General features: G+C 60.1%; 18 protein-coding genes. 13 read left to right on the top strand and 5 right to left on the bottom strand.

Annotation, left to right across the window (positions count from 1 at the left end; genetic code table 11):
* The first annotated feature begins 51 nt into the window (after positions 1 to 51).
* The 6 genes from AC0Z35_RS04385 (at position 52) to AC0Z35_RS04360 (ending at position 9,211) form a co-directional block, all read left to right on the top strand.
* Positions 52 to 702: a phage tail protein gene (locus AC0Z35_RS04385; protein ID WP_485131268.1), complete on the top strand. Its 651-nt coding sequence runs from the start codon at positions 52 to 54 to the stop codon at positions 700 to 702.
* Positions 703 to 773: 71 nt separating this feature from the next.
* Positions 774 to 1,094, top strand: coding sequence for a phage tail assembly chaperone (locus AC0Z35_RS04380; RefSeq protein ID WP_485131269.1), 321 nt, complete (start codon positions 774 to 776; stop codon positions 1,092 to 1,094).
* 5 nt (positions 1,095 to 1,099) lie between these two features.
* Positions 1,100 to 1,402, top strand: coding sequence for a DUF1799 domain-containing protein (locus AC0Z35_RS04375; RefSeq protein WP_485133307.1), 303 nt, complete (start codon positions 1,100 to 1,102; stop codon positions 1,400 to 1,402).
* A 36-nt stretch (positions 1,403 to 1,438) separates the two neighbouring features.
* Positions 1,439 to 7,045: a phage tail length tape measure family protein gene (locus AC0Z35_RS04370; protein ID WP_485131270.1), complete on the top strand. Its 5,607-nt coding sequence runs from the start codon at positions 1,439 to 1,441 to the stop codon at positions 7,043 to 7,045.
* Positions 7,042 to 7,932: a hypothetical protein gene (locus AC0Z35_RS04365; RefSeq protein ID WP_485131271.1), complete on the top strand. Its 891-nt coding sequence runs from the start codon at positions 7,042 to 7,044 to the stop codon at positions 7,930 to 7,932. Before AC0Z35_RS04370 ends, AC0Z35_RS04365 begins: the two co-directional genes overlap by 4 nt.
* A 76-nt stretch (positions 7,933 to 8,008) precedes the next feature.
* On the top strand, positions 8,009 to 9,211 hold the full coding sequence (locus AC0Z35_RS04360) for a hypothetical protein (protein ID WP_485131272.1): 1,203 nt from the start codon (positions 8,009 to 8,011) through the stop codon (positions 9,209 to 9,211).
* A gap of 149 nt (positions 9,212 to 9,360) precedes the next feature.
* On the opposite strand, the gene AC0Z35_RS04355 is transcribed toward AC0Z35_RS04360, so the two are convergent.
* Positions 9,361 to 11,457 (bottom strand): acyltransferase family protein, encoded by a 2,097-nt coding sequence (locus AC0Z35_RS04355; RefSeq protein WP_485131273.1) that lies wholly within the window; start codon positions 11,455 to 11,457, stop codon positions 9,361 to 9,363.
* A 32-nt stretch (positions 11,458 to 11,489) separates the two neighbouring features.
* On the opposite strand from AC0Z35_RS04355, the gene AC0Z35_RS04350 reads away from it, so the two are divergent.
* Genes AC0Z35_RS04350 through AC0Z35_RS04330 form a run of 5 tightly spaced genes read left to right on the top strand, consistent with a single transcriptional unit; the run spans position 11,490 to position 14,004 of the window.
* Positions 11,490 to 11,933 carry a hypothetical protein gene (locus AC0Z35_RS04350; protein WP_346550891.1) on the top strand — a complete coding sequence of 148 codons (444 nt, stop codon included), beginning with the start codon at positions 11,490 to 11,492 and terminating at the stop codon, positions 11,931 to 11,933.
* A 2-nt stretch (positions 11,934 to 11,935) separates the two neighbouring features.
* On the top strand, positions 11,936 to 12,412 hold the full coding sequence (locus tag AC0Z35_RS04345) for a hypothetical protein (RefSeq protein WP_485131274.1): 477 nt from the start codon (positions 11,936 to 11,938) through the stop codon (positions 12,410 to 12,412).
* Positions 12,409 to 12,810 carry a hypothetical protein gene (locus tag AC0Z35_RS04340; protein WP_485131275.1) on the top strand — a complete coding sequence of 134 codons (402 nt, stop codon included), beginning with the start codon at positions 12,409 to 12,411 and terminating at the stop codon, positions 12,808 to 12,810. Before AC0Z35_RS04345 ends, AC0Z35_RS04340 begins: the two co-directional genes overlap by 4 nt.
* Positions 12,692 to 12,940, top strand: coding sequence for an Rz1-like lysis system protein LysC (gene lysC / locus AC0Z35_RS04335; RefSeq protein ID WP_485133306.1), 249 nt, complete (start codon positions 12,692 to 12,694; stop codon positions 12,938 to 12,940). The genes AC0Z35_RS04340 and lysC overlap by 119 nt, the downstream gene beginning before the upstream one ends.
* A 59-nt stretch (positions 12,941 to 12,999) precedes the next feature.
* Positions 13,000 to 14,004: a hypothetical protein gene (locus tag AC0Z35_RS04330; protein WP_485131276.1), complete on the top strand. Its 1,005-nt coding sequence runs from the start codon at positions 13,000 to 13,002 to the stop codon at positions 14,002 to 14,004.
* 191 nt (positions 14,005 to 14,195) lie between these two features.
* Here the strand turns inward: AC0Z35_RS04330 and AC0Z35_RS04325 are convergent, their stop codons facing one another.
* Positions 14,196 to 14,534: a hypothetical protein gene (locus AC0Z35_RS04325; RefSeq protein WP_162941224.1), complete on the bottom strand. Its 339-nt coding sequence runs from the start codon at positions 14,532 to 14,534 to the stop codon at positions 14,196 to 14,198.
* A 506-nt stretch (positions 14,535 to 15,040) separates the two neighbouring features.
* Between AC0Z35_RS04325 and AC0Z35_RS04320 the strand changes: the two genes are divergently transcribed.
* A complete protein-coding gene (locus AC0Z35_RS04320; RefSeq protein ID WP_485131277.1) occupies positions 15,041 to 15,304 on the top strand; it encodes a DNA-3-methyladenine glycosylase in 264 nt (87 codons plus the stop codon).
* Here the strand turns inward: AC0Z35_RS04320 and AC0Z35_RS04315 are convergent.
* The 3 genes from AC0Z35_RS04315 to AC0Z35_RS04305 form a co-directional block, all read right to left on the bottom strand.
* Positions 15,257 to 15,514, bottom strand: coding sequence for a CrpP-related protein (locus AC0Z35_RS04315; protein ID WP_314359020.1), 258 nt, complete (start codon positions 15,512 to 15,514; stop codon positions 15,257 to 15,259). The genes AC0Z35_RS04320 and AC0Z35_RS04315 overlap by 48 nt on opposite strands.
* A 101-nt stretch (positions 15,515 to 15,615) precedes the next feature.
* Complete coding sequence (locus AC0Z35_RS04310) at positions 15,616 to 15,924, bottom strand: hypothetical protein (RefSeq protein WP_314359018.1); 309 nt, start codon at positions 15,922 to 15,924, stop codon at positions 15,616 to 15,618.
* A gap of 55 nt (positions 15,925 to 15,979) precedes the next feature.
* Positions 15,980 to 16,645 carry an SOS response-associated peptidase gene (locus AC0Z35_RS04305; protein ID WP_485131279.1) on the bottom strand — a complete coding sequence of 222 codons (666 nt, stop codon included), beginning with the start codon at positions 16,643 to 16,645 and terminating at the stop codon, positions 15,980 to 15,982.
* A gap of 165 nt (positions 16,646 to 16,810) precedes the next feature.
* On the opposite strand from AC0Z35_RS04305, the gene AC0Z35_RS04300 reads away from it, so the two are divergent.
* Complete coding sequence (locus AC0Z35_RS04300) at positions 16,811 to 18,274, top strand: ATP-binding protein (RefSeq protein ID WP_485131280.1); 1,464 nt, start codon at positions 16,811 to 16,813, stop codon at positions 18,272 to 18,274.
* The last annotated feature ends 26 nt before the right edge of the window (positions 18,275 to 18,300 follow it).

The following is an 18,300-nucleotide window of genomic DNA, read 5'->3' as shown; positions in this document are numbered from 1 at the left end:
CACAACCCGCCTAAAGCGGGTTTTTTTTCGTCCCGAGATAGGAAGCCCACAATGTCAGTATCCCTCCCCAATGGCGTGATCATCGCGCTGGCGACCGCATATGGCGCGTCGAAGAACATCACCGCTCTGACCAATGCCAATCCGGCCGTTGCGACCAGCGCCGCCCACGGTATCGCCAACGGCGCGCTCATCGAAGTGAAGTCTGGATGGCAGAAGATCAACGAGCGCATCATGCGTGTCGCTGATGCTGCCGCCGGCGCCTTCTCCCTGGAAGGCATGAATACCTCGTCCCTGGTGCAATTCCCTGCCGGCACTGGCGCCGGCTCGGTGCGTGAAATCACGGCGTTTACGCAGATCACGCAGATCCTGGAAACCAGCACGTCCGGCGGCGAAATGCAGTTCGCCACCTACAGCTTCCTCGAAAACGACTTCGAAGCGCAGATCCCGACCCAGGCCAGCGCGCAGTCCTTGGCGCTGACCATCGCGGACGATCCGACGCTGGCCGGGTACAAGGCGCTGCAAGCGGCTGCGGAAACCCGTGAGGTGCGCGCCCTGCGCATCACGTTCCCCAATGGTTCGATGATTCTCTACAACGGCTACGTGTCGTTCAACGAGACGCCGACCATGACCAAGGGCGAAGTGATGGGCGTGCAGGCCACATTCTCGTTGCTTTCGCGCCCCGTGCGCTACGCCGCCGCATAAGTCAATCACGAACCTGTCGCCCGTGTTGGGCGGCATTGCAACCCAAGCACCCTCTCGGAGTACATCCAATCATGGCAAAGACGAAATTCACCCTCAATCCGGCCCCCACGTTCAAGAAGAAGGTGCCGTTGCCCGTCCCTGGTGCGGGCTTTGAAGAAGTGGAATTCACTTTCAAGCATCGCACCAAGGAAGAGTTCAAGCAATTCGCCGAGGGGCTGGCGGAACGCGCCGATGACGTCCATCTCCTGCTGGACATCGCGTGCGGCTGGGAACTGGATGATGCGTTTGACCAGGACAACATCGAACGCCTGGTCCAGGGCTACGTCGGTTCCGCGCGTGCCGTGCTGGGCGCCTACATCGACGAACTCAGCAAGGCGCGCCTGGGAAACTAAAGGCGCTGGGCGCCGCTCTCTACGAGAAGGCGCCCGACCCGCGCGAGCTGGCCGCATTCGGGCTTACGTCGGACGACGTAGCGGGCGATCCAGTCGAGATATGGCCGGAGAACGAAGCCGCGTTCATGCTGTTCTTCGCGTTGCGTTCGCAATGGCGCATCGGTATGGCAGGTGCGACAGGAATGGACTACTGCGCCCTGTTCCACAAGATGGATCGCATGGACCTCACGCCAGGGCAGTACGAAGAACTGGAAGAGCAGGTGCGCGTCCTTGAGTTCGCCGCCCTGGAAGAGATAAACCGGAAGTAGTCCGCCGCGAGCGGGCATTTTTCATTTGGGCTGACCATGTCGAAAGTTATTGCGGAAGGCGTCGTTGCGGTCACAGGCGACACGTCCGGCCTGACTGCCGCGATGGCGGACGTTGCACAGGAAACTGGCAAGGCGAAGAAGTCGCTGGACAGTCTGGGGCGCGGTGCGTCGACCAGTCTCAACAAAGCGGCCGATAGCAGCAGCCAGGCCACCAAGAAGATTGAGCGCTCCACGCAGAGTCTGATCGGGCAAATTGAACGCCAAATCGCTGTGACCGAGGCGGGCGCGCGTGGCACGGCGGCCTACTTTCAGGAAATCGCCAAGCAGCGCGGCATTGACACGAACCAGCTCAAGCCCTACCTGGACCAGTTGAACGCGGTCACGGCAAAGCATACTCAGGCCAAGGTGGCCATATCTGCAACGGCACCGGCGATGCAGCAGTTGGGCATGTCGGCGAAGGCTACGGCGGCGGCTATGCGCGGCGTGCCGGCGCAGTTCACGGATATCATCACGTCGCTTCAGGGCGGGCAGCGGCCGATGACGGTGATGCTCCAGCAGGGCGGGCAGCTTAAGGATATGTTTGGTGGGATCGGACCCGCTGCACGGGCAATGGGCACCTATATCCGTGGGCTCATCAGCCCCATGACGCTGGCAGCCGGCGCCGTCGCGGGCTTGGGCATCGCCTACTACAAGGGGTCACAGGAAACCTCGGCATACGTCCAGACGCTCATCAAGACGGGCAATGCTGCGGGCGTGACCGCGGGTCAATTGCAGCTAATGTCTGAGCGGATCGGCTCCACGGTGGGAACGCAGGGCCAAGCGGCGGCGGCGCTGAACGTCTTCGCGGGCACAGCGAAAGTGGGCGCGCAGAATCTGGAGGCGTTTACCGCAGCGGCGATTCGCTGGGAGAAGGCGACCGGCACGGCCGTGACCGATACGGCCAAGGCGTTCGAAGATTTGGGTAAGGCCCCGCTGGAGGCATCGCTCAAGCTGAACGAAGGCATGAACTACCTGACGGCCAGCACCTATGAGCAAATTCGCGCCTTGGATCTGCAAGGGCGATCAAGCGAAGCGGCGGCCGTGGCGCAGAAGGCATACGCGGATGCGCTGAACGACCGCGCCCCAAAGATTACGAACAATCTGGGCACGCTGGAGCGTGCATGGGCCGGCGTGCAGGGTGCAGCCAAGGGGGCATGGGATGCCATGCTGGACATTGGCCGTCCCTCTACCGCCGAGGATGCCATCGCGAAGATGGAACGCGAGGTGCGGCAGCGACAGGAAAACATCAGGCTGGCGCAACAGGGCGGCTCCACGGTCTCGGCGAAGGAATTTAGCGGCCTTGACGGCGCTCAGGCCGAATTGGGCGCAATGCTGGCGAAATCTGCGGCCGCCGTTGCTGCGGCACAAGCCGAAAAGAAGGCTGTCGAGGATCTGGCTGCCGCGCGCAGTCGGGCCGAGTATGTCGATGACCCCAACCGGAGTACGAAGCCGCAGCAGCGCGCAAAGGCGATCGAGGCCGAATCGAATGCGTATCGCAAGGCGATTGCAGGTCTTGCCGCGGGGACCGAAGAGTATCGCAAGGTGTACGCCGCGCACCAGGCGGCCTTGGCCGATATCGAGAAGCGGTTTGAAGACAAGGGGGCGGGCAAGGGGCCGAGTGCGACGGAGAACGAAGCGGCCAGGCTGCGGGCGCGCATTGCGGAGGAAAAGGCGCTGGCTGTGGAGCTGGCCGAACGTGGTCTGCAAACCAGCAAACTCAACGAACATGAGCGGCGCGCCGCTGAGATTGGCGAGTTGCTTCAAGGCAATTTGAAGGGAGCCGCGCGCGCCGGCCTGGAGCGCACACAGGCGCTAGCCGCCGAGGCAGGCGCCCTGGCGCGCACTAACAAGGAAACGGCAGCGTTCCTGGAGTCGCGCGCGAAGTACATGCAGGAGCTGGAAGAGGGCGTCGGAAAGATCAGCCTGGAGGCCGCCGCAATCGAAGATCAGGTTGCCACTTACGGGCTGAGCAAGGCGGCGCTGGAGCGTCTGACTATCGCGCGCTTGTATGACCGCAAGGCAACGCTGGCCGGGTTCGAAGGGTCGGCGCGCGAAGTTGATCTCATTGAACAGGAAATCGAGGCCCGGGAGCGGCTTTCTGCCGCGATCAGCGCCAAGGACGTGAAGGACGCCCAGAAGAAGATCGCGGACGACGCAGCGCGTGATTGGGAGCGCAGCGTGGATAAGTACGGCGACGTGTTCCGGATCGGCTTTGCCGACATGCTGAACAACGGCAAGGAGGGCTGGAAGTCGTTCACCAAGTCGCTAACCACGACATTTAAGACGACGGTCGCGGACCAGCTGTACAAAATGTTTGCGCAGCCCATTGTTGTGAACATGGTCGCCAATCTGGCGGGCATCATGGGCGGCACGTCCTCTGCGGGCGGTGCCGTGGCGTCTCTGTCCGGTGCGGCGGGGCAAAGCGGTTCGTTTGGGGGCCTGGGCCTGATGAACGTACTGAGCGTTGCCAAGACCGCATACGGCGCCCTGACGGGTGGGATCACTGCGTCCCTCGCTTCTGGCGTGTCCGCCATTGGCAGCGCTATCGGGTCAACGGCGGCCACGCAGTTTGCGTTGGGCATGACAGGGCAGGGTGCCACGCTGGCCGCTGGCTTGGCAGGCCCGACGACTGCGGGAAGCGCGGCGGCCAGCGCTGGTTCGATGGCCGCTGGCGCAATCCCGGTGGTGGGCTGGATTGCTGCCGGCATGATGGCCTCTCGTTCGCTCTACAAACAGGGATGGGATGCGGGCAATGGCACGATGGCGCCGATTGCCAAGTACAACCCGATCACCGGGCCGTCGCTGTGGACCGACAAGATTCTGCGGGCGGTTGGCGTCAAGGGCGAATGGGCGTCGATGCTGTCCGGCTCATCCCCCATCGCGAGGCTGTTCGGAATGCAGCCGAAAAAGTACGGCGACACGTCGATTGCTGGCGAGTTCGGCACGCTCGGTTTCATGGGCCACAACGAAACACCCTGGACTCAAAAGGGTGGGGTGTTCCGCAGCAATAAGAAGGGGGTGCAATACGGTTCGCTGGACAGCGAATTCATGGAGTCCATGACGGCCTCCTTTGAATTGATGAAGATGGGCGTCGGCGCGCTTGCGGATTCTATTGGGGTGTCTTCCAAGACGTTGGACACCTACAGCGAGCGCATCAAGGTCACGCTGACGAAGGACGCCGAAGAGAACCAGAAGCTCATCGACACGATGCTGGCAAACGTCGGCGAGAACATGGTGCGCGCGCTGATTCCCGACATAGACCGGTTGGCGGCCGAGGGTGAATCTGCCGGTCAGACACTTGCGCGGTTGAGTGACAGCTTGGCGAACGTCAATTCTTCCTTGAAGCTGCTTCGCCATGACCTTCTGGACGTGTCCCTGATGGGTGCGGAAACGGCGACTAAAGTCGCGGCGGCCTTCGGCGGTTTGGAGAGCCTGACGAATGCCAGCCAAGCGTTCTACGAGGTGGCATACACCGAAGGCGAACGCGCCAAGTTCAGCTTGGCGTCGATCGGTGATGCGCTCCAATCGGTCGGCATCGATATGCCCAACACCATGAAGGAGCTGAACAAGGTTGCTCTGGCCCTGGATCTAACGACTGATTCGGGACGGGCGGCCTATGCCACCTTGATTTCTCTCGGGCCGGCGTTCGCCACGGCGATAGAAGCTTCGGAACGGGCGGTGCAGGAAGCGGCTGCAGCGTTGTTCGAGCCATTTGGCGGGCGCGGGGCATCGTTGCCTGCATTGTCTGGTGCGGCACTCGCGTTTGATGACGTGTCGGATAGCGCCTCGGGGGCTACAGCGGCAGTTGGGTATATCTCGCGCCTGTTCCTGATTCTGGACTCCGGACTTATCCAGTTCAATGGCAATCTGACCAGCGTTTCTGCAGAAATGACCGCTGGCCAGGAGGCGTCCGCATTGTTGGGCGATCAAATCGCCGATCTGCGGGCGCAGGCCGGGGGTGCGATCATCGACTTTGCGGGTTTGGGCGCCGCACTGGCCGCGGTCGATACCGATACTTTTGTGGCGACGATGGCGCTGGCATTCCAAAATCTGGCCAGCCGCTTCGCCGGGTTGATGAACGGCATCAATGCCGAGCGGGTGGCAGTGCGTGACGCTGCGCGCGGAATCATTGACGCCAAGGTCATGACGCCGCAGGCCATCGCGAAGCAAATCGCCGGGGTCAACACCGTGGGCCCGAGCAACGCGGGGCTGATAGCAGCCTCTGGCCGCCTGAACGCCGCTGATGCCATGGCGGCACAGCGGGTGGCGGAACGTAAACAGCGGGAGGACGCATACAACGCGGTAAAGGGCGGCTATGACAACGCAACTTCAGGGCTTGCCGCCGCTCAGCAACGGGCGACCGAAGCCCAGGCACTGCTGGATAAGCTGAACTGGGATATCTACGCGCCTAAGACGGTCCCATACAAAAAGAAGAACTGGTCGGAGCTAGACGCGGCGCGGAGCGTAGCGCAGTCGCAGATGCCGGCTGCGCAAGCAGCCTGGGAACAGGCGCAAGCGGCATTGCGGGCAGCACAGGCGGCAGCGGCAGGCGCACCAGCGCTCGCAGACGTCGCCCGCTTGCAAGCCGAATATGCGGCGTCGGTGACGGCGGCCGCGAGCGCACAGGCCGCGGCAACCGAGGCGGCGACAAACGCCAAGAACCAGCAAACGGCATACGCAGATGCGCTGCAGAAGTTCGCGCTGGATGCAACGAAGTCCGTTTCGCGGCTGGGAGAGCTGCGTGCGGAAACTGTGCGGTACTACGAGGCCCAGAAGGCGCTTGCTGGCTTGATGGCGGAAAGCGCGGCGGGGCTTCGTAAATCGGTTTCAGACTACCGCTACAGCCAGCTTTCCCCCGAGGATCAGTTTTCTTCATTGCAGGGCGACTATGCGAAGGCATACGCCAGCGCGATGGGTTCGGACGGGGAGGCGCTGGCCGGCTACGCCGACAAGCTAAACGCGCTCATGCAACCGATGCTTGAGGCGGCCAAGGATTCGTTCTCGTCCGATGCCGCCTATCAGGCATTCGTCGCGACGGCGCTGGCTCGGGCCGAGGCGGTCGCAGGCCGGCTGGATTCCGTGGCACCGAAGGACTACGCCAAGGAAAGCCTGGATCTGCTTGCGCAAATTGATGCCACCTTGGCCGCCTTGGAATCGTCGGCGCTCAGCGGTGAGCAGGTGGTTGCGAACGCGATCAACGCCAGCCGTGACGCAACGGTGAACGGATTGCGCCAAGTGGTCAATGCGTTGAGCGGCCGGGCTGTGGCGGCGTTTGCGAAGGGCGGCGACCATGCCGGCGGGTTGCGCCTGGTGGGCGAGCGCGGGCCGGAACTGGAGGTAACTGGTCCTTCGCGAATCTTCAGCGCGGAACGCACGCAGGCAATCCTTTCCGGGGGCGGCAATCAAGAGTTGCTGCTTGCAGAATTGCGGGCGTTGCGCCAATCGAACGAGGCACTTCGGGCAGAAGTTGCCAGCCTGCGTATCGAGGCGCGCGCGACGGCCAGCAATACCGGCAAAACCGCGCGCCAGCTTGACCGGCTCGAAATGGACGGGATGCTGGTTCGTACCGAGTCCGGCGCACCTCTTCAGGTGGAAAGCACATGAAAGTAATCAAACCTGTGGTGATAGGTCCGGCACAGCTCGTCTCTTCGAGTGTGCCGGACAGCGATCTGCCTGCATACGATCCGGCAAACGACTATCCGGTGGGGGCGCAAGTCCTCTATGAATCGATCATCTACGAGTGCGTCCAGGCGCCGAACAAAGGTCATCAACCGGACCAATCGCCGCTCTATTGGGCGGCGGCTGGGCCGACCAACAAATGGCTCATGTTCGATAGCGAGGTCAGCACGCAGACGGTCGCGCCCAGCCCCTTGGCGGTTGTAGTCAAGCCTGGGATCACGAACAGCCTGGCGCTGCTGGAACTTGGCGGTTCGCACCTGTCGGTGGTGGGCAGGGACGGCCCCGCAGGCCCAATCATCTACGAGCATTCGCGGCAGTTAGAGGGTTCGATTGTTTCGAACTGGTTTGAGTACTTCTTTGAGCCGTTCATACCGCTATCCGAGGTGGTTCTCACGGATATCCCCGCATACGGGAGCCTGCATCTTGAGGTGACCATCAGCGCGCCGGGGGCAGATGCGGCATGCGGAGCCATGATCTGCGGCAGTGCCTATGAGGTCGGTGAAGTCGAGTATGGCGGCAGCGCCGGCATCATCGACTACAGCCGCAAAGAGACGTCGGCAACAGGGGTAACGACGTTTCGGCGTCGTCGCTTCTCGCGGCGGATGTCGCATCGGCTGTGGGTCGATTCGGCTCGCTTCAACGCGGTCTATCGCCTGCTGTCTGGTCTTCGCGCTACGCCTTGCGTCTGGATTGGCTCGGACGCGGAGGGCTACGGCCCGCTCACAATATTTGGTTTTTACCGAGACTTTTCATTGGAAATCGCTTACCCGCTGGTTTCCTATTGCAGCTTAGAAATTGAAGGACTTACCTGATATGGCGATCACAGCGTTACCCAACCCGCCGAGCCGAAGCGACCCGGCTAACTTTCCTGAAAGGGCAGACGCATTCATGGCCGCGCTGCCGAGCTTCGCTCAGGAAGCGAATTTGCTCCAGGAGCAGGTCAATGATGCGGCCCTGGCTGCGGAAGAAAATGCCGCCGCTGCGGGCAGCAGTGCCCAGGACGCAGCAACCAGCCGCAATCTTGCAGGCGAAAAGGCAGCGGACGCCGCATCATCGGCCGATGCGGCCGCGCAAACCGCTGCCGTAGCCGCAAGCAGCGCCGCGCTGGCAGCGGAGTGGGCAGCCAAGACCGGTGCGCCAGTAAGCGGCGGCGAATTCTCCGCCAAGCACTACGCGCAGCTCGCCGCCCAGGGGATGGGCTTGCCGGTCGTGGCTGCCGACTCTATTCCGACGGCCAACATTGGTCCAATTTATGTTCCCGGCATCGGCGTGATGAACTGGGCCGGCGTGGCATACACGGCTGATACTGTGAGTGGGGTCATCCCGACTGGCGGCTTCAAGAACCTGCTCATTAACGGCAAGTTCAACATCAACCAACGAGCGGTGTCTGGCACTGTCACACTGGCGGCAGGGGCCTACGGCCATGACCGCTGGAAGGCTGGCAGCGGAGGCTGCACTTACACCTTTTCCACGTCGGCAGGAGTTACCACGATCACCATCACGGCCGGTACGCTCGTGCAGGTAGTCGAAGGGAACAATCTGCGTACGGGTGATCACGTTCTATCGTGGACCGGAACCTCTACGGGACGTATTGGCGCGGGGGGCTTCGCCACCAGCCCCGTCAGGGGCGCGATTACCGGCGGGATCAGTACCAACATCGAATTCGGTATGGGCACTCTCACGTTGCCTCAATTTGAAGCTGGATTGAACCCCACATCGTTTGAAAATCGTCCCCAAACGGCAGAGATGGACCTTTGCATCTGGTACACCGAAGTACGCCGCAGCCTTACTCCGTTTACTCAGTTCGCGATCGCACAAGCAATCTCGACGAATCAGGCACAAACCATCTTTTCCTATCGGCGAAAGCGCGCTGCGCCCACGATCTCATACACATCAAACTCTGACTTTTCCGTAACTACGGCAGCCGGCGGGAATATCGGCAACATTGCCATGGTGTTCGGTCAGATCGGGGTTGATTCCGCGGCGTTGTCCCTTACTGCCAGTTCCGCTCTACTGACGGCTGGAAATGCGTGCATCGTCCAGGGTAACAACAGCACGGCAGCCTTCATCATCATCGCAGCGGAGCTTTGACATGTACCAACTACTCAAAATTGGAAGCATCCTGCGGTTGGAAGACGGGGCGTTCATACCAATCGACGAAACCAGCTCTGACTATCTGGCTTTCCTGGCTTGGCAGGACGCAGGGAATACACCGCTAGCTCCAGAAGATGAGAGGCCACCTATCCCCCAGGAGGAATGACCGACCTCAGAGCGTTGGTTAGGCCAATCCGGTCAGCCAGGTGCCGGTTAACAAGCGGCGGTAGATCTCGGCGCAAATGGTCAGTGTCTCGATACAGGAAAGTACCGTCTTGAGTCGCATCGCAGCCGGACTCATTGCACATGTACTGCCCAGGAAACACAAATATCGTCCCCGGATTACCCGCGTGAACCGATTGCAGCATTCGCTGGGAATTGGCTTGCCACGTACTGAAGGTCGTGGCCGATATCTTTGTTGAGCCTGGCGCACACGGCCTGCGGATCAACCCCGAAGAATCACCTATGGCGCAGTGGATAGGGTCGTAGTCGAACGAGGGCATGTCGCTGATGACGATTACACGCTTTCCCAGTCGGTCCAAAGCGGGTAGCAGCTCGTTCATCCCGTCTTGAATAGCCTGGAGCCCGTTGTCTCTGGCATCCGGAGTGCCGATTGATTCCGGTGGCGTGTGTCCTCTAAATGACCAGAGCGCATGTCCCGCCCAGGCAGACGCGATGATCAAACCAGAAACGTCGGGGGAGGCGGCGAGCTGGGCTAGCAGTTGGTCGTGGGTCTTGGTGCAACCAGCAGTGTAGTCTGGGCCGACGCGAACAAATCGTTTTGTCCCCGTGTCCGTGAAGATCGGGGGGCACGCGCGGAACAGCACCACAGCAAGTCCGTCAGCCTTGGCGGCCTCATGGATGTATGGCATGAAGTGTTCAGCGTGGCTATCTCCCGTCAGGACAAGACGGGCCTTAGCCTCGTTCCAGGGTACGCCAACTTGACAAAGCCCTTTCCACGGCCCGGTTGGCACATCTGCCGGGCATGACCATGACCACATAGCATCGCGGTCGCCCAGGTTGCCTAGTTCGGGAGGGATTCTTGTTGGGAAGCCTTGGGCGAATACCACCGCCATGGCGACCCCGGATATCAGCACAGATGCTCCAATGCCGGCACCGATGGTCCGATGTTCGCTCAGGCTCCGCTTGCGGAAAGGTTGTTCAACCCAGCGCCACGACAGCCAGCCTAGCATCAGAGAGATTGCGGCGAGGACGATTTGGTCCTGTATTCGCAGGGGCGCATTACTGGTGTAGTGCTTCCAGAACACGATTACCGGCCAATGCCAGAGATACAGCGAATATGAGATCCTCCCGATGAAAACCATCGGAGGGAGGGATAGAAGGGATCGGACTTGACCGGGTTGTGCCCCGTAGCGCAGTAATAAAGCCGCTCCGGTCACGGGCAGCATTGCGGCGAAACCAGGGAATGGTGTGGATTTGTCTAGGGAAAGAACCGCTAGGAGAACGCAGAAAATTCCGATGGGCGCGCCAAACCTCGCGTGCTTGGCGGCCGGTAGAATGGCCAGCATAGAACCGGCGGCGAGTTCCCAGGCGCGGTACTGAGGAAGGTAGAACGCGGCTTTCGGGCCATCCGCCAGGGCCAGGATGGAAGCAGCGAAGCTTAAGCCAAGAATACAGACCAGGACGGCAGGAGCATGCCTCCCGAGGCCGACCCTATAGATGGCCACCAGAGCTAGTGGCAGGACGAAGTAAAACTGCTCTTCGATGGCCAGCGACCAAGTATGAAGCAGCGGCATCATGGAAGATGACGCATCGAAGTAGCCGGTATATAGAAAAAAGAAGATATTGCTTCCGGAAGCTGATGCGGCTACTGCACTACGCGCCATAGTGGCGTAATCGCCAGGTGCTAGCAGCCAATACCCTGCAGCGAGCGACGCCAGCAGCATAGTCAGGAGCGCGGGAAGAATGCGCCGGATGCGACGATCGTAGAAGGAGAGCAGCGAGAACGTGCTGTCATCCAGTTCTGACTTCAGGATGGTCGTAATCAAGAACCCGGATATGACAAAGAAAACATCCACGCCCGCGAATCCGCCGCTAATGCCCGGGACGCCGAGGTGGAACAGAACCACGGCCAAAACGGATATCGCGCGCAGCCCGTCTATCTCTGGGCGGTACTTGAGGTTTGACATTTTCCTATGAGTATTTTTGATCTGGCTCGGATTGTAAGAGCTAACTGAAACCACCCGCTTCGGCGGGTTTTTTTTCGTCCATACGGGAGGCAATCATGCGCACCGTCTACAGGAGCAGTGCAACTATGGAACCAGGTACTACGGGGCTGGGAGGCCTCGCTGCCTTGAAGGTCGCAATGGCGTATGGCGTGCCGGCGGCGTTGGCGGCCATGCTTGGCCTGCTGATCATGCCGCCACGGTCGGCGCGGGAGTTCACCGTCCGAACGATTTCGACCGTCGCATGCTCGTTCATGTTTGGGCCGGCGTTGGCCGGCGCGGTGATCGCGTGGAAACCGGGGCTGATGGACGCCATGATCTGGCTGGCGCAGCACGGCGCGGGCAGTGATGACGCGCTGCTGGCGAAGTTCTACGTGTTGGGGCCGAGCATGCTGCTCGCTGGGCTTCCGGCATGGTGGGTATTGGGGGCGTACATGCGATGGATGGCAAGCATGCGCCAGAAGGGGCTGCTTGAATGGGTGGCCGAGGTCCGCGCGAAGATTCTGGGCGTGCGGCCTGGTGGGGAGGGGTGATTGTGGATTTGAAGACTGTTATCGACACCGCAATCGCACCTGCGCTTGCGCTCTTGCCCGCGAACCGCGATACCCGCGAAGCACGCGTGATGCTTCTTGCCATTGGTTTGCAGGAAAGTCGCTTTCTGCATAGGCGCCAGATCGGAGGGCCGGCGCGGGGTTTCTGGCAGTTCGAGCAGGGGGGCGGGGTGCGCGGGGTTCTGATGCATCCGTTCAGTCGTGACCTTGCTTATTCGGTGTGCGATGAGCGCGAAGTCGCTGCGACCGCGCGCGATGTGTACAACACGCTGGAACACGACGATGTTCTGGCCGCTGCCTTTGCCCGCCTGCTGTTGTGGACCGACTTTCAGCGTCTGCCTTCGCTTGGTGACGCGGAAGGCGCATGGGCGCTTTATCTGCGCACGTGGCGCCCCGGTAAGCCGCATCCTGAAACTTGGCCAGACCTCTATCGCCAGGCGGTCGCCGAGGTTGTTTCATGAACCCGGTGCTGCGGGCAGCGCTGCCCTATCTGGTCGGCGCCGCTCTGGTGGTAGCCGCCGTGTTTGGCGTGCGCTGGTACGGTGCAAGTCAATACCAGGCTGGGGTTGACAAGGCCACCGCCGATCACACTCTTGCCCAGCTCAACGAGTTTAAGAGTCAGACAGCGCGCTTGGCAGATGTATCGGTAAGCCTGGAGGGGGCACTGGTGGCGCTTCGCGATGCCCAACCCAAGACCATAGAGAGGTACACCCGTGTCGAAGTTCAAAGCCCTCTGCCTGCTGGCTGCCGCATCGACGCTGAGCGGCTGCAGCACATCAACGAAGCCGGCCGCGTGGCCAATACTGCCAGTCAACCTGGCGCAGCCATGCCCGCAGGTGCCGGCAGTGACGAGCGATAGCTGGGACGACTTTGCACGCAGCTACATGGTGCTGGCAGTGCATTACGGGGAGTGCGCCGCGAGGCAGCGCGCCTTAGTTGATGCGTGGCCGAAGCCGACGATCCATTCACCGGAGACGCCTATGAAGTGACAGCCCTAACCCGCATTTCGACTTCGCATTGATTATCAAAGTGACATGAGGATCACAGCATGAACTCTTTCAAAAAAGTACTGGCAGGCGTACTGCTGCTCGCCCCTGCCTTGGCCACCCACGCGCAACCGCCGTCGCAATCGGGGCTTCTGTTTCAGCGCGCTGGATACGACTACGCTCCGGCCGTCATGAGAGATGGAAATTCGATGGACATTTGGTGGTGCGGCTCTGGCAACAACGCCGACAACATCTACTACCGCAACATTGATGTCTCCGGGCCGACGTATGGTCCGATCCACAACGTGTTGCAGCCCAGCAATCAAGGAAGCAACGGTTGGGATTCTGCGCACACGTGCGACCCGAGTGTGGTCAAAGGCGATTTTGTTTACCCGTTGGGCAGCTCGACGCATTACCAGTACGCCATGTATTACACGGGCACGAATGACGGATCGAATGGGGGCGTCAATAACGGTATCGGTGTCGCCTTCTCAAATGACAAGATCAACTGGGTTAAACACCCCACGCCTATCTATCGCGAAAACTATGGTCAAGCCTACGGCATTGGTCATCAGGTGGCTATCAACGGCACGGGCGGACCTGCGGTATGGCTGTTCGTCCTACGTCAAGAAACCGTGGGCGGCGCGCAGCACTATCATCTGTTCCATTCGCCCAATGGCCTGAATTTGGACTACCAGCACCAGATCTCCGAACAGGGAGTCTATGGAGGATTTATTACGGCCGCCGACTTCGGCTTTGATGCCACCACCAGCAATGTGTATATGGTGACGAATAGGCTTAACGATGAGGGGCGGCTGGACGTCTACCGGACGCCGTGGAGTGCGATGGCTGCCGGCACGTGGGAGGCTGTGGACAACGTAACATCAGCGGACACTGGAAAGAGCTGGAATGCTTTCGCCGCCTTCCTGCGTGATCCCTACGGCTTCATCAATCCTTGGTTCCCGGCTTATCAGCTTTACTTCGGCGGCGCGACCTCGCAAGGCAGCGGCCGTCCTGATCCGAACCTGTGGGACATCTACTGGTATCAGAAGACCATCGCGCCCTGATATAGAAGCGTGTGGCCCGCGGCGGTGAGTTGCCGCTGCTGGCCCGGCATTCCCTCGTGTAGGCCTCGGTGCGGGCGATGGAGTCCGCGCCGAACTTGCTCTTGCGGGTCAACCGAATTATTTCGCCCTCCAGGCTGGGATCCAAAGAGTGACCGCGCAGCTGGAGGCTTGCCAGGCGCGATTGCGCTAGCCTACGCGTCCCGCGCGGCTTCTTTGTATTGTCTTTCCAAAGAGGCCATTGCTCCTTGGACCTGGGCCAATAAGGCTTCCGGTGTAAGCGTGTCATCCAAAAACCCTCGCGCGGCGGATAACGCTTCCTGGCGGCCCAGTGCGAATGCCTCGATCAGCGTGTCACTTTCCGCGCGCAACCGTAGGGTGATTTCGAACTTGGTCTTGCTTGCTTCGAACACTCGAATTTCAGGTAACCCCGGACATGCGAACGAATTGATGCGTATGTCTTCGAGTGCCGCGCGGGCCACGGCGCCCGCTATATCGCAAGTGGACACTCGTTCTTGAGCATAGAAGGCCATGATTGCCCCTGCGTTGATAGGTGCGGACAATTATGAACCGTTTATGCCTGTGCGCGTTCCCTAGTCGGCCACCCCCCCTACGGTTTTTTGTGGGCGACGGCGATGGCGATGGCGCCGCTCGGCAACCGGTATTTGCCGGCTCCCAGCCAGACGACCGCCTCGCCAGTGGTTAGAGTGCACACATACTGGTGAACTGGTGCGGCATCAGGGCTGCGTTTTATGATCAGGCGTCGTTCCACTCGACATGTGGATCGGTCAGGCAGTTTGACGATAACGTCGGACAATCGGGAGCCGGAAGCCATAAATTGCCCCTCCTGTAGCCTGCGCGTCCGCATCGGGATCGATCTAATGTGCCGGCGGTCAGCGCTTTCCCGTGGCACTTCATTCGTAGCATGCAGGGAAGGGCAGGCCCTATCCCCCAATCTGCCTATGGACAAGGGCCGCGGAACTCCAGGCAATAGAAAGCGCCCCGTAGAGGGGCGCTGAATGACGGGTGGGCATACCGATTGCTGCAACGCATCGGCTCGCAATTCAAAGGCCCCGCCATGCTACGTGATGAACTTCTCGCGAAAATGATCTCCCACGCTGCCCCCGGTCAAAATTTCGATGATTGGGCGGAAGTGCTTACCGAATACGCCAACTGCCTTGTGGAAATCAGCGACAGGCTGAGCGTTGATGAGTGCACCGGGCTCGTCAATGTGGGCTCCATGTTCTACCGTACGCTAGCCCGTGCGGAGGACTACCGCAGAACTTCGGTTCGCGGCGACTAGAGCGCGAACTCGGCCTCGCACCGTGGGTGACCGAGCCCGCACATGCTTTCGGAACCCTGCTTCCCATGCCTCGATCTTCAATACCCAATCCGAGATCCGTTCTCCGGTATGTCCAGGCATTTCGGCAGCGCGTAAGTACGGGCAGTCCCACAGGGTCAACCCCTCGCGGGCGGCTTTCGCGCCGAGCTTCTGGATGTGATCGCAGTGCATTGCTGAACCCTCCAAAAGTATGGTGAATGGGAGGCCAGTTTGCCTTCGCCCGTGCGTCGCTTGCAATAGTGTTGCGGCACTACCGGCCGAGTACGGAAGGATCAGCCGTCGATCCATTGCATCCACCATCCCTGGTAGTAGCGCTTTCCATCGATTTCTTCAAAGCCGCAGACCATCATGCCGCGATCAGATCCGAAGGTCAAAAGCTCGGGTTGGACTAAATCCGGAATCGTGCCTTTCTGCGATGCGCCGAACGTCTGGAGGCTGTCCATCGTCATGATCCTGACGTACCGCTTCAAGTCATCGCGCATGATCGAGTACATGCGCACTGTGCCTGTGATAGTCGGGCCGGGATCGCGGTCAGGGCGCTTTTCGCCCAGGCAGTGGGTGCGGGTGACGGTGCAGAGCATAGGTTGCTGCCTAAAGACTGGATAAAAATACAGTATATTGCAGCAAAAAAAGGGGTCACTTCATCGGCGTGGCGACGAGCTTGTCCGAGGGGAAGGGGAGGATAAAATCCCAGGTGGCAGCGGCCGGCGCGGTCAGCCAGTCGCCGTACGCGCCTTCCGGCAGGATGACGACCATGCGCTTTTCCTTGCCCGCCTGGTGGTAGTCACGGAACAGCGGGTCATCGTCCGCATTGATGGTCAGCATGGTGTAGCTCTCTTGCCACTGGCCGGCAGCATCGCGCCACCGGTCCCAAAGGCCCGCGATGCCGAGCGGCGCGCCGTCAACCCGTGTGAACCGCGTGGGCACGGCAGACCCGGACCGCCAGTCGGGTTCGAAGATGGCATCCGCCGGGATGATGCAGTGTTGGGCGCGACGCCATGCGTTGCCAAAGGTGAAGGACTTGGACGCGGTCTCGCTGCGGGCGTTGAACGTAGAGAGCTTGCCAGCTTTGTCCAGCCCATCGAGCTCGGTCATGGCGCTGATGAGACCCCAGCGGCCGGCCACTGCTTCCCGTTCCGGCACAGCGTCGTCTCCCGCGTCATGCTCCACGGGGCGGCGCACGAATACGCCTTGATACCTGGGCCACATGTCGTACTTGCCGATGGCGGCCGGCTTTTGGCGAACTCCGAATTTCTTGAGCAGCAGCTCGGCGTCTTTCAAGGTCTGGTAGTGGCTACACATAGTTCCCCCGCCCCACATAAGGTCGGCCAGTCGCTGGCACCGATGGGAGTTGTTCTTAGGACCACCAGACTCTCACTCAAAGTCGGCAGAGATTGCGCTATCTGGTAGTCTAGCCGCGTAGGCTGCACAAGGGATGGCGGCCAAGATGTTTAACGCAGGCGGTGTATGGATCAAAGTTTTGATAAACGAGCGAAGCTCGCCCGAAAACTCATAGAAGATGCCCATGAATGTGGTTGGCTTGAGTTCAAGGTGAACAATGCAGATCCAAAGGAAATTGGTAGCTACATTTCCGCCCTCTCCAACTCTGCGGCGCTTGCCAGCAAGCACCATGGATATCTGATTTGGGGCGTCGAAGATCAAACACGCCGCGTGGTGGGAACCAAGTTCGATCCGTTCTTCAGCAAAATCGGAAATGAAGACTTGATCCCGTGGCTTCAGAGGCTAGTCACACCCAAAACGAAATTCGAATTTTTCCCTGTGGTCGTTGATGGTCATGACCTTGTCATGATGGCGGTAGATCGGGCGCATCGACAGCCAACGCAGTTCGAAGGACAAGAGTTCATACGCGTGGGGTCTACGAAGAAATCGCTCAAATCTGCTCCTGAGCTGGAGGCGGAGCTTTGGCGGATCTTTGAGCAGACGCAGTATGAAGGAGAGCTGGCTGCATCCGGGCTTTCGGAATCGGAAGCGATCTCGTTGCTCGACTATCCAGCGTACTTTCAGCTGTCTGAAATTCCTCTGCCTGAGGGCCGGGCACAGATCCTCCGCCAATTGCTGAGTGAGCAGTTGATCGTTGAAGAAGAGGCGGGGGACTATGGCGTGACCAACCTGGGTGCAATTCTATTCGCGCGAGACTTGACGTCGTTTCCCAAGCTCGCGCGCAAGGCTGTGCGCGTTGTGTTGTATGAAGGAGATAATCGCGTCATAACAAAGCGCGAGCAAGGCGGTGTACGAGGGTACGCTGCAGGTTTTGAAAACCTCATTTCCTTCATCAATAACCTTGTGCCCAACAACGAGGTGATGGGAACAGCACTGCGGAAAAGCGTACCGATGTATCCCACACTTACCGTCCGCGAGCTTGCCGCGAACGCCCTAATCCATCAGGATTTCAGAGTGGGCGGAGCGGGTCCTCTTATCGAGATTTTCGACGACCGCATGGAGATTTCGAACCCCGGAACGCCCTTGGTGGAAATTGATCGGCTGATGGATACCCCGCCTCGTTCCAGGAATGAGCGCCTTGCCTCTCTGCTGCGTCGTTTCGGGATGTGCGAAGAGCGTGGAAGCGGCATTGACAAGGTGGTGTTTGAGGCCGAGCTTTATCAGTTGCCACCGCCTGAATTTCGGATTGTTGGGGACAACACGGTCGCGATTCTTTACGCCCCACAAAAGCTGACCGCGATGCAGCCGAAAGATCGCATACGCGCTTGCTACCAACATGCCTGTCTGATGTATGTAAGCAATAAGACAGCGACTAATGCGACCGTCCGCAAGCGCTTCAATATTGAAGATCAGAATCACGCGATGGCCTCGCGGATCATTAAAGAGACCTTGGAGGCTGGCTTGATTCGAAAGTCAAATCCCGATAGCGAGTCGAAGCGCCATGCTTCCTACTGGCCCTTCTGGGCTTAACGGACAAGAGATCGCGCCCGTTCCCC

Source organism: Achromobacter sp. 1L-A-4-B-C2 (genome assembly GCF_057291955.1).
Note: the sequence above shows the minus strand (reverse complement) of the source record. Positions and strands in the feature narration are given on the sequence as shown.

What these genes read in the sequence shown, in the direction of transcription:
- AC0Z35_RS04325 (WP_162941224.1), bottom strand. Translation starts at nt 14,534, where the DNA reads ATGGCCTTCTATGCTCAAGAACGAGTGTCCACTTGCGATATAGCGGGC.
- AC0Z35_RS04315 (WP_314359020.1), bottom strand. Translation starts at nt 15,514, where the DNA reads ATGCACTGCGATCACATCCAGAAGCTCGGCGCGAAAGCCGCCCGCGAG.
- AC0Z35_RS04385 (WP_485131268.1), top strand. Translation starts at nt 52, where the DNA reads ATGTCAGTATCCCTCCCCAATGGCGTGATCATCGCGCTGGCGACCGCA.
- AC0Z35_RS04370 (WP_485131270.1), top strand. Translation starts at nt 1,439, where the DNA reads ATGTCGAAAGTTATTGCGGAAGGCGTCGTTGCGGTCACAGGCGACACG.
- AC0Z35_RS04380 (WP_485131269.1), top strand. Translation starts at nt 774, where the DNA reads ATGGCAAAGACGAAATTCACCCTCAATCCGGCCCCCACGTTCAAGAAG.
- AC0Z35_RS04330 (WP_485131276.1), top strand. Translation starts at nt 13,000, where the DNA reads ATGAACTCTTTCAAAAAAGTACTGGCAGGCGTACTGCTGCTCGCCCCT.
- AC0Z35_RS04300 (WP_485131280.1), top strand. Translation starts at nt 16,811, where the DNA reads ATGGATCAAAGTTTTGATAAACGAGCGAAGCTCGCCCGAAAACTCATA.
- AC0Z35_RS04365 (WP_485131271.1), top strand. Translation starts at nt 7,042, where the DNA reads ATGAAAGTAATCAAACCTGTGGTGATAGGTCCGGCACAGCTCGTCTCT.
- AC0Z35_RS04340 (WP_485131275.1), top strand. Translation starts at nt 12,409, where the DNA reads ATGAACCCGGTGCTGCGGGCAGCGCTGCCCTATCTGGTCGGCGCCGCT.
- AC0Z35_RS04350 (WP_346550891.1), top strand. Translation starts at nt 11,490, where the DNA reads ATGGAACCAGGTACTACGGGGCTGGGAGGCCTCGCTGCCTTGAAGGTC.
- AC0Z35_RS04310 (WP_314359018.1), bottom strand. Translation starts at nt 15,924, where the DNA reads ATGCTCTGCACCGTCACCCGCACCCACTGCCTGGGCGAAAAGCGCCCT.
- AC0Z35_RS04305 (WP_485131279.1), bottom strand. Translation starts at nt 16,645, where the DNA reads ATGTGTAGCCACTACCAGACCTTGAAAGACGCCGAGCTGCTGCTCAAG.
- AC0Z35_RS04360 (WP_485131272.1), top strand. Translation starts at nt 8,009, where the DNA reads ATGGCCGCGCTGCCGAGCTTCGCTCAGGAAGCGAATTTGCTCCAGGAG.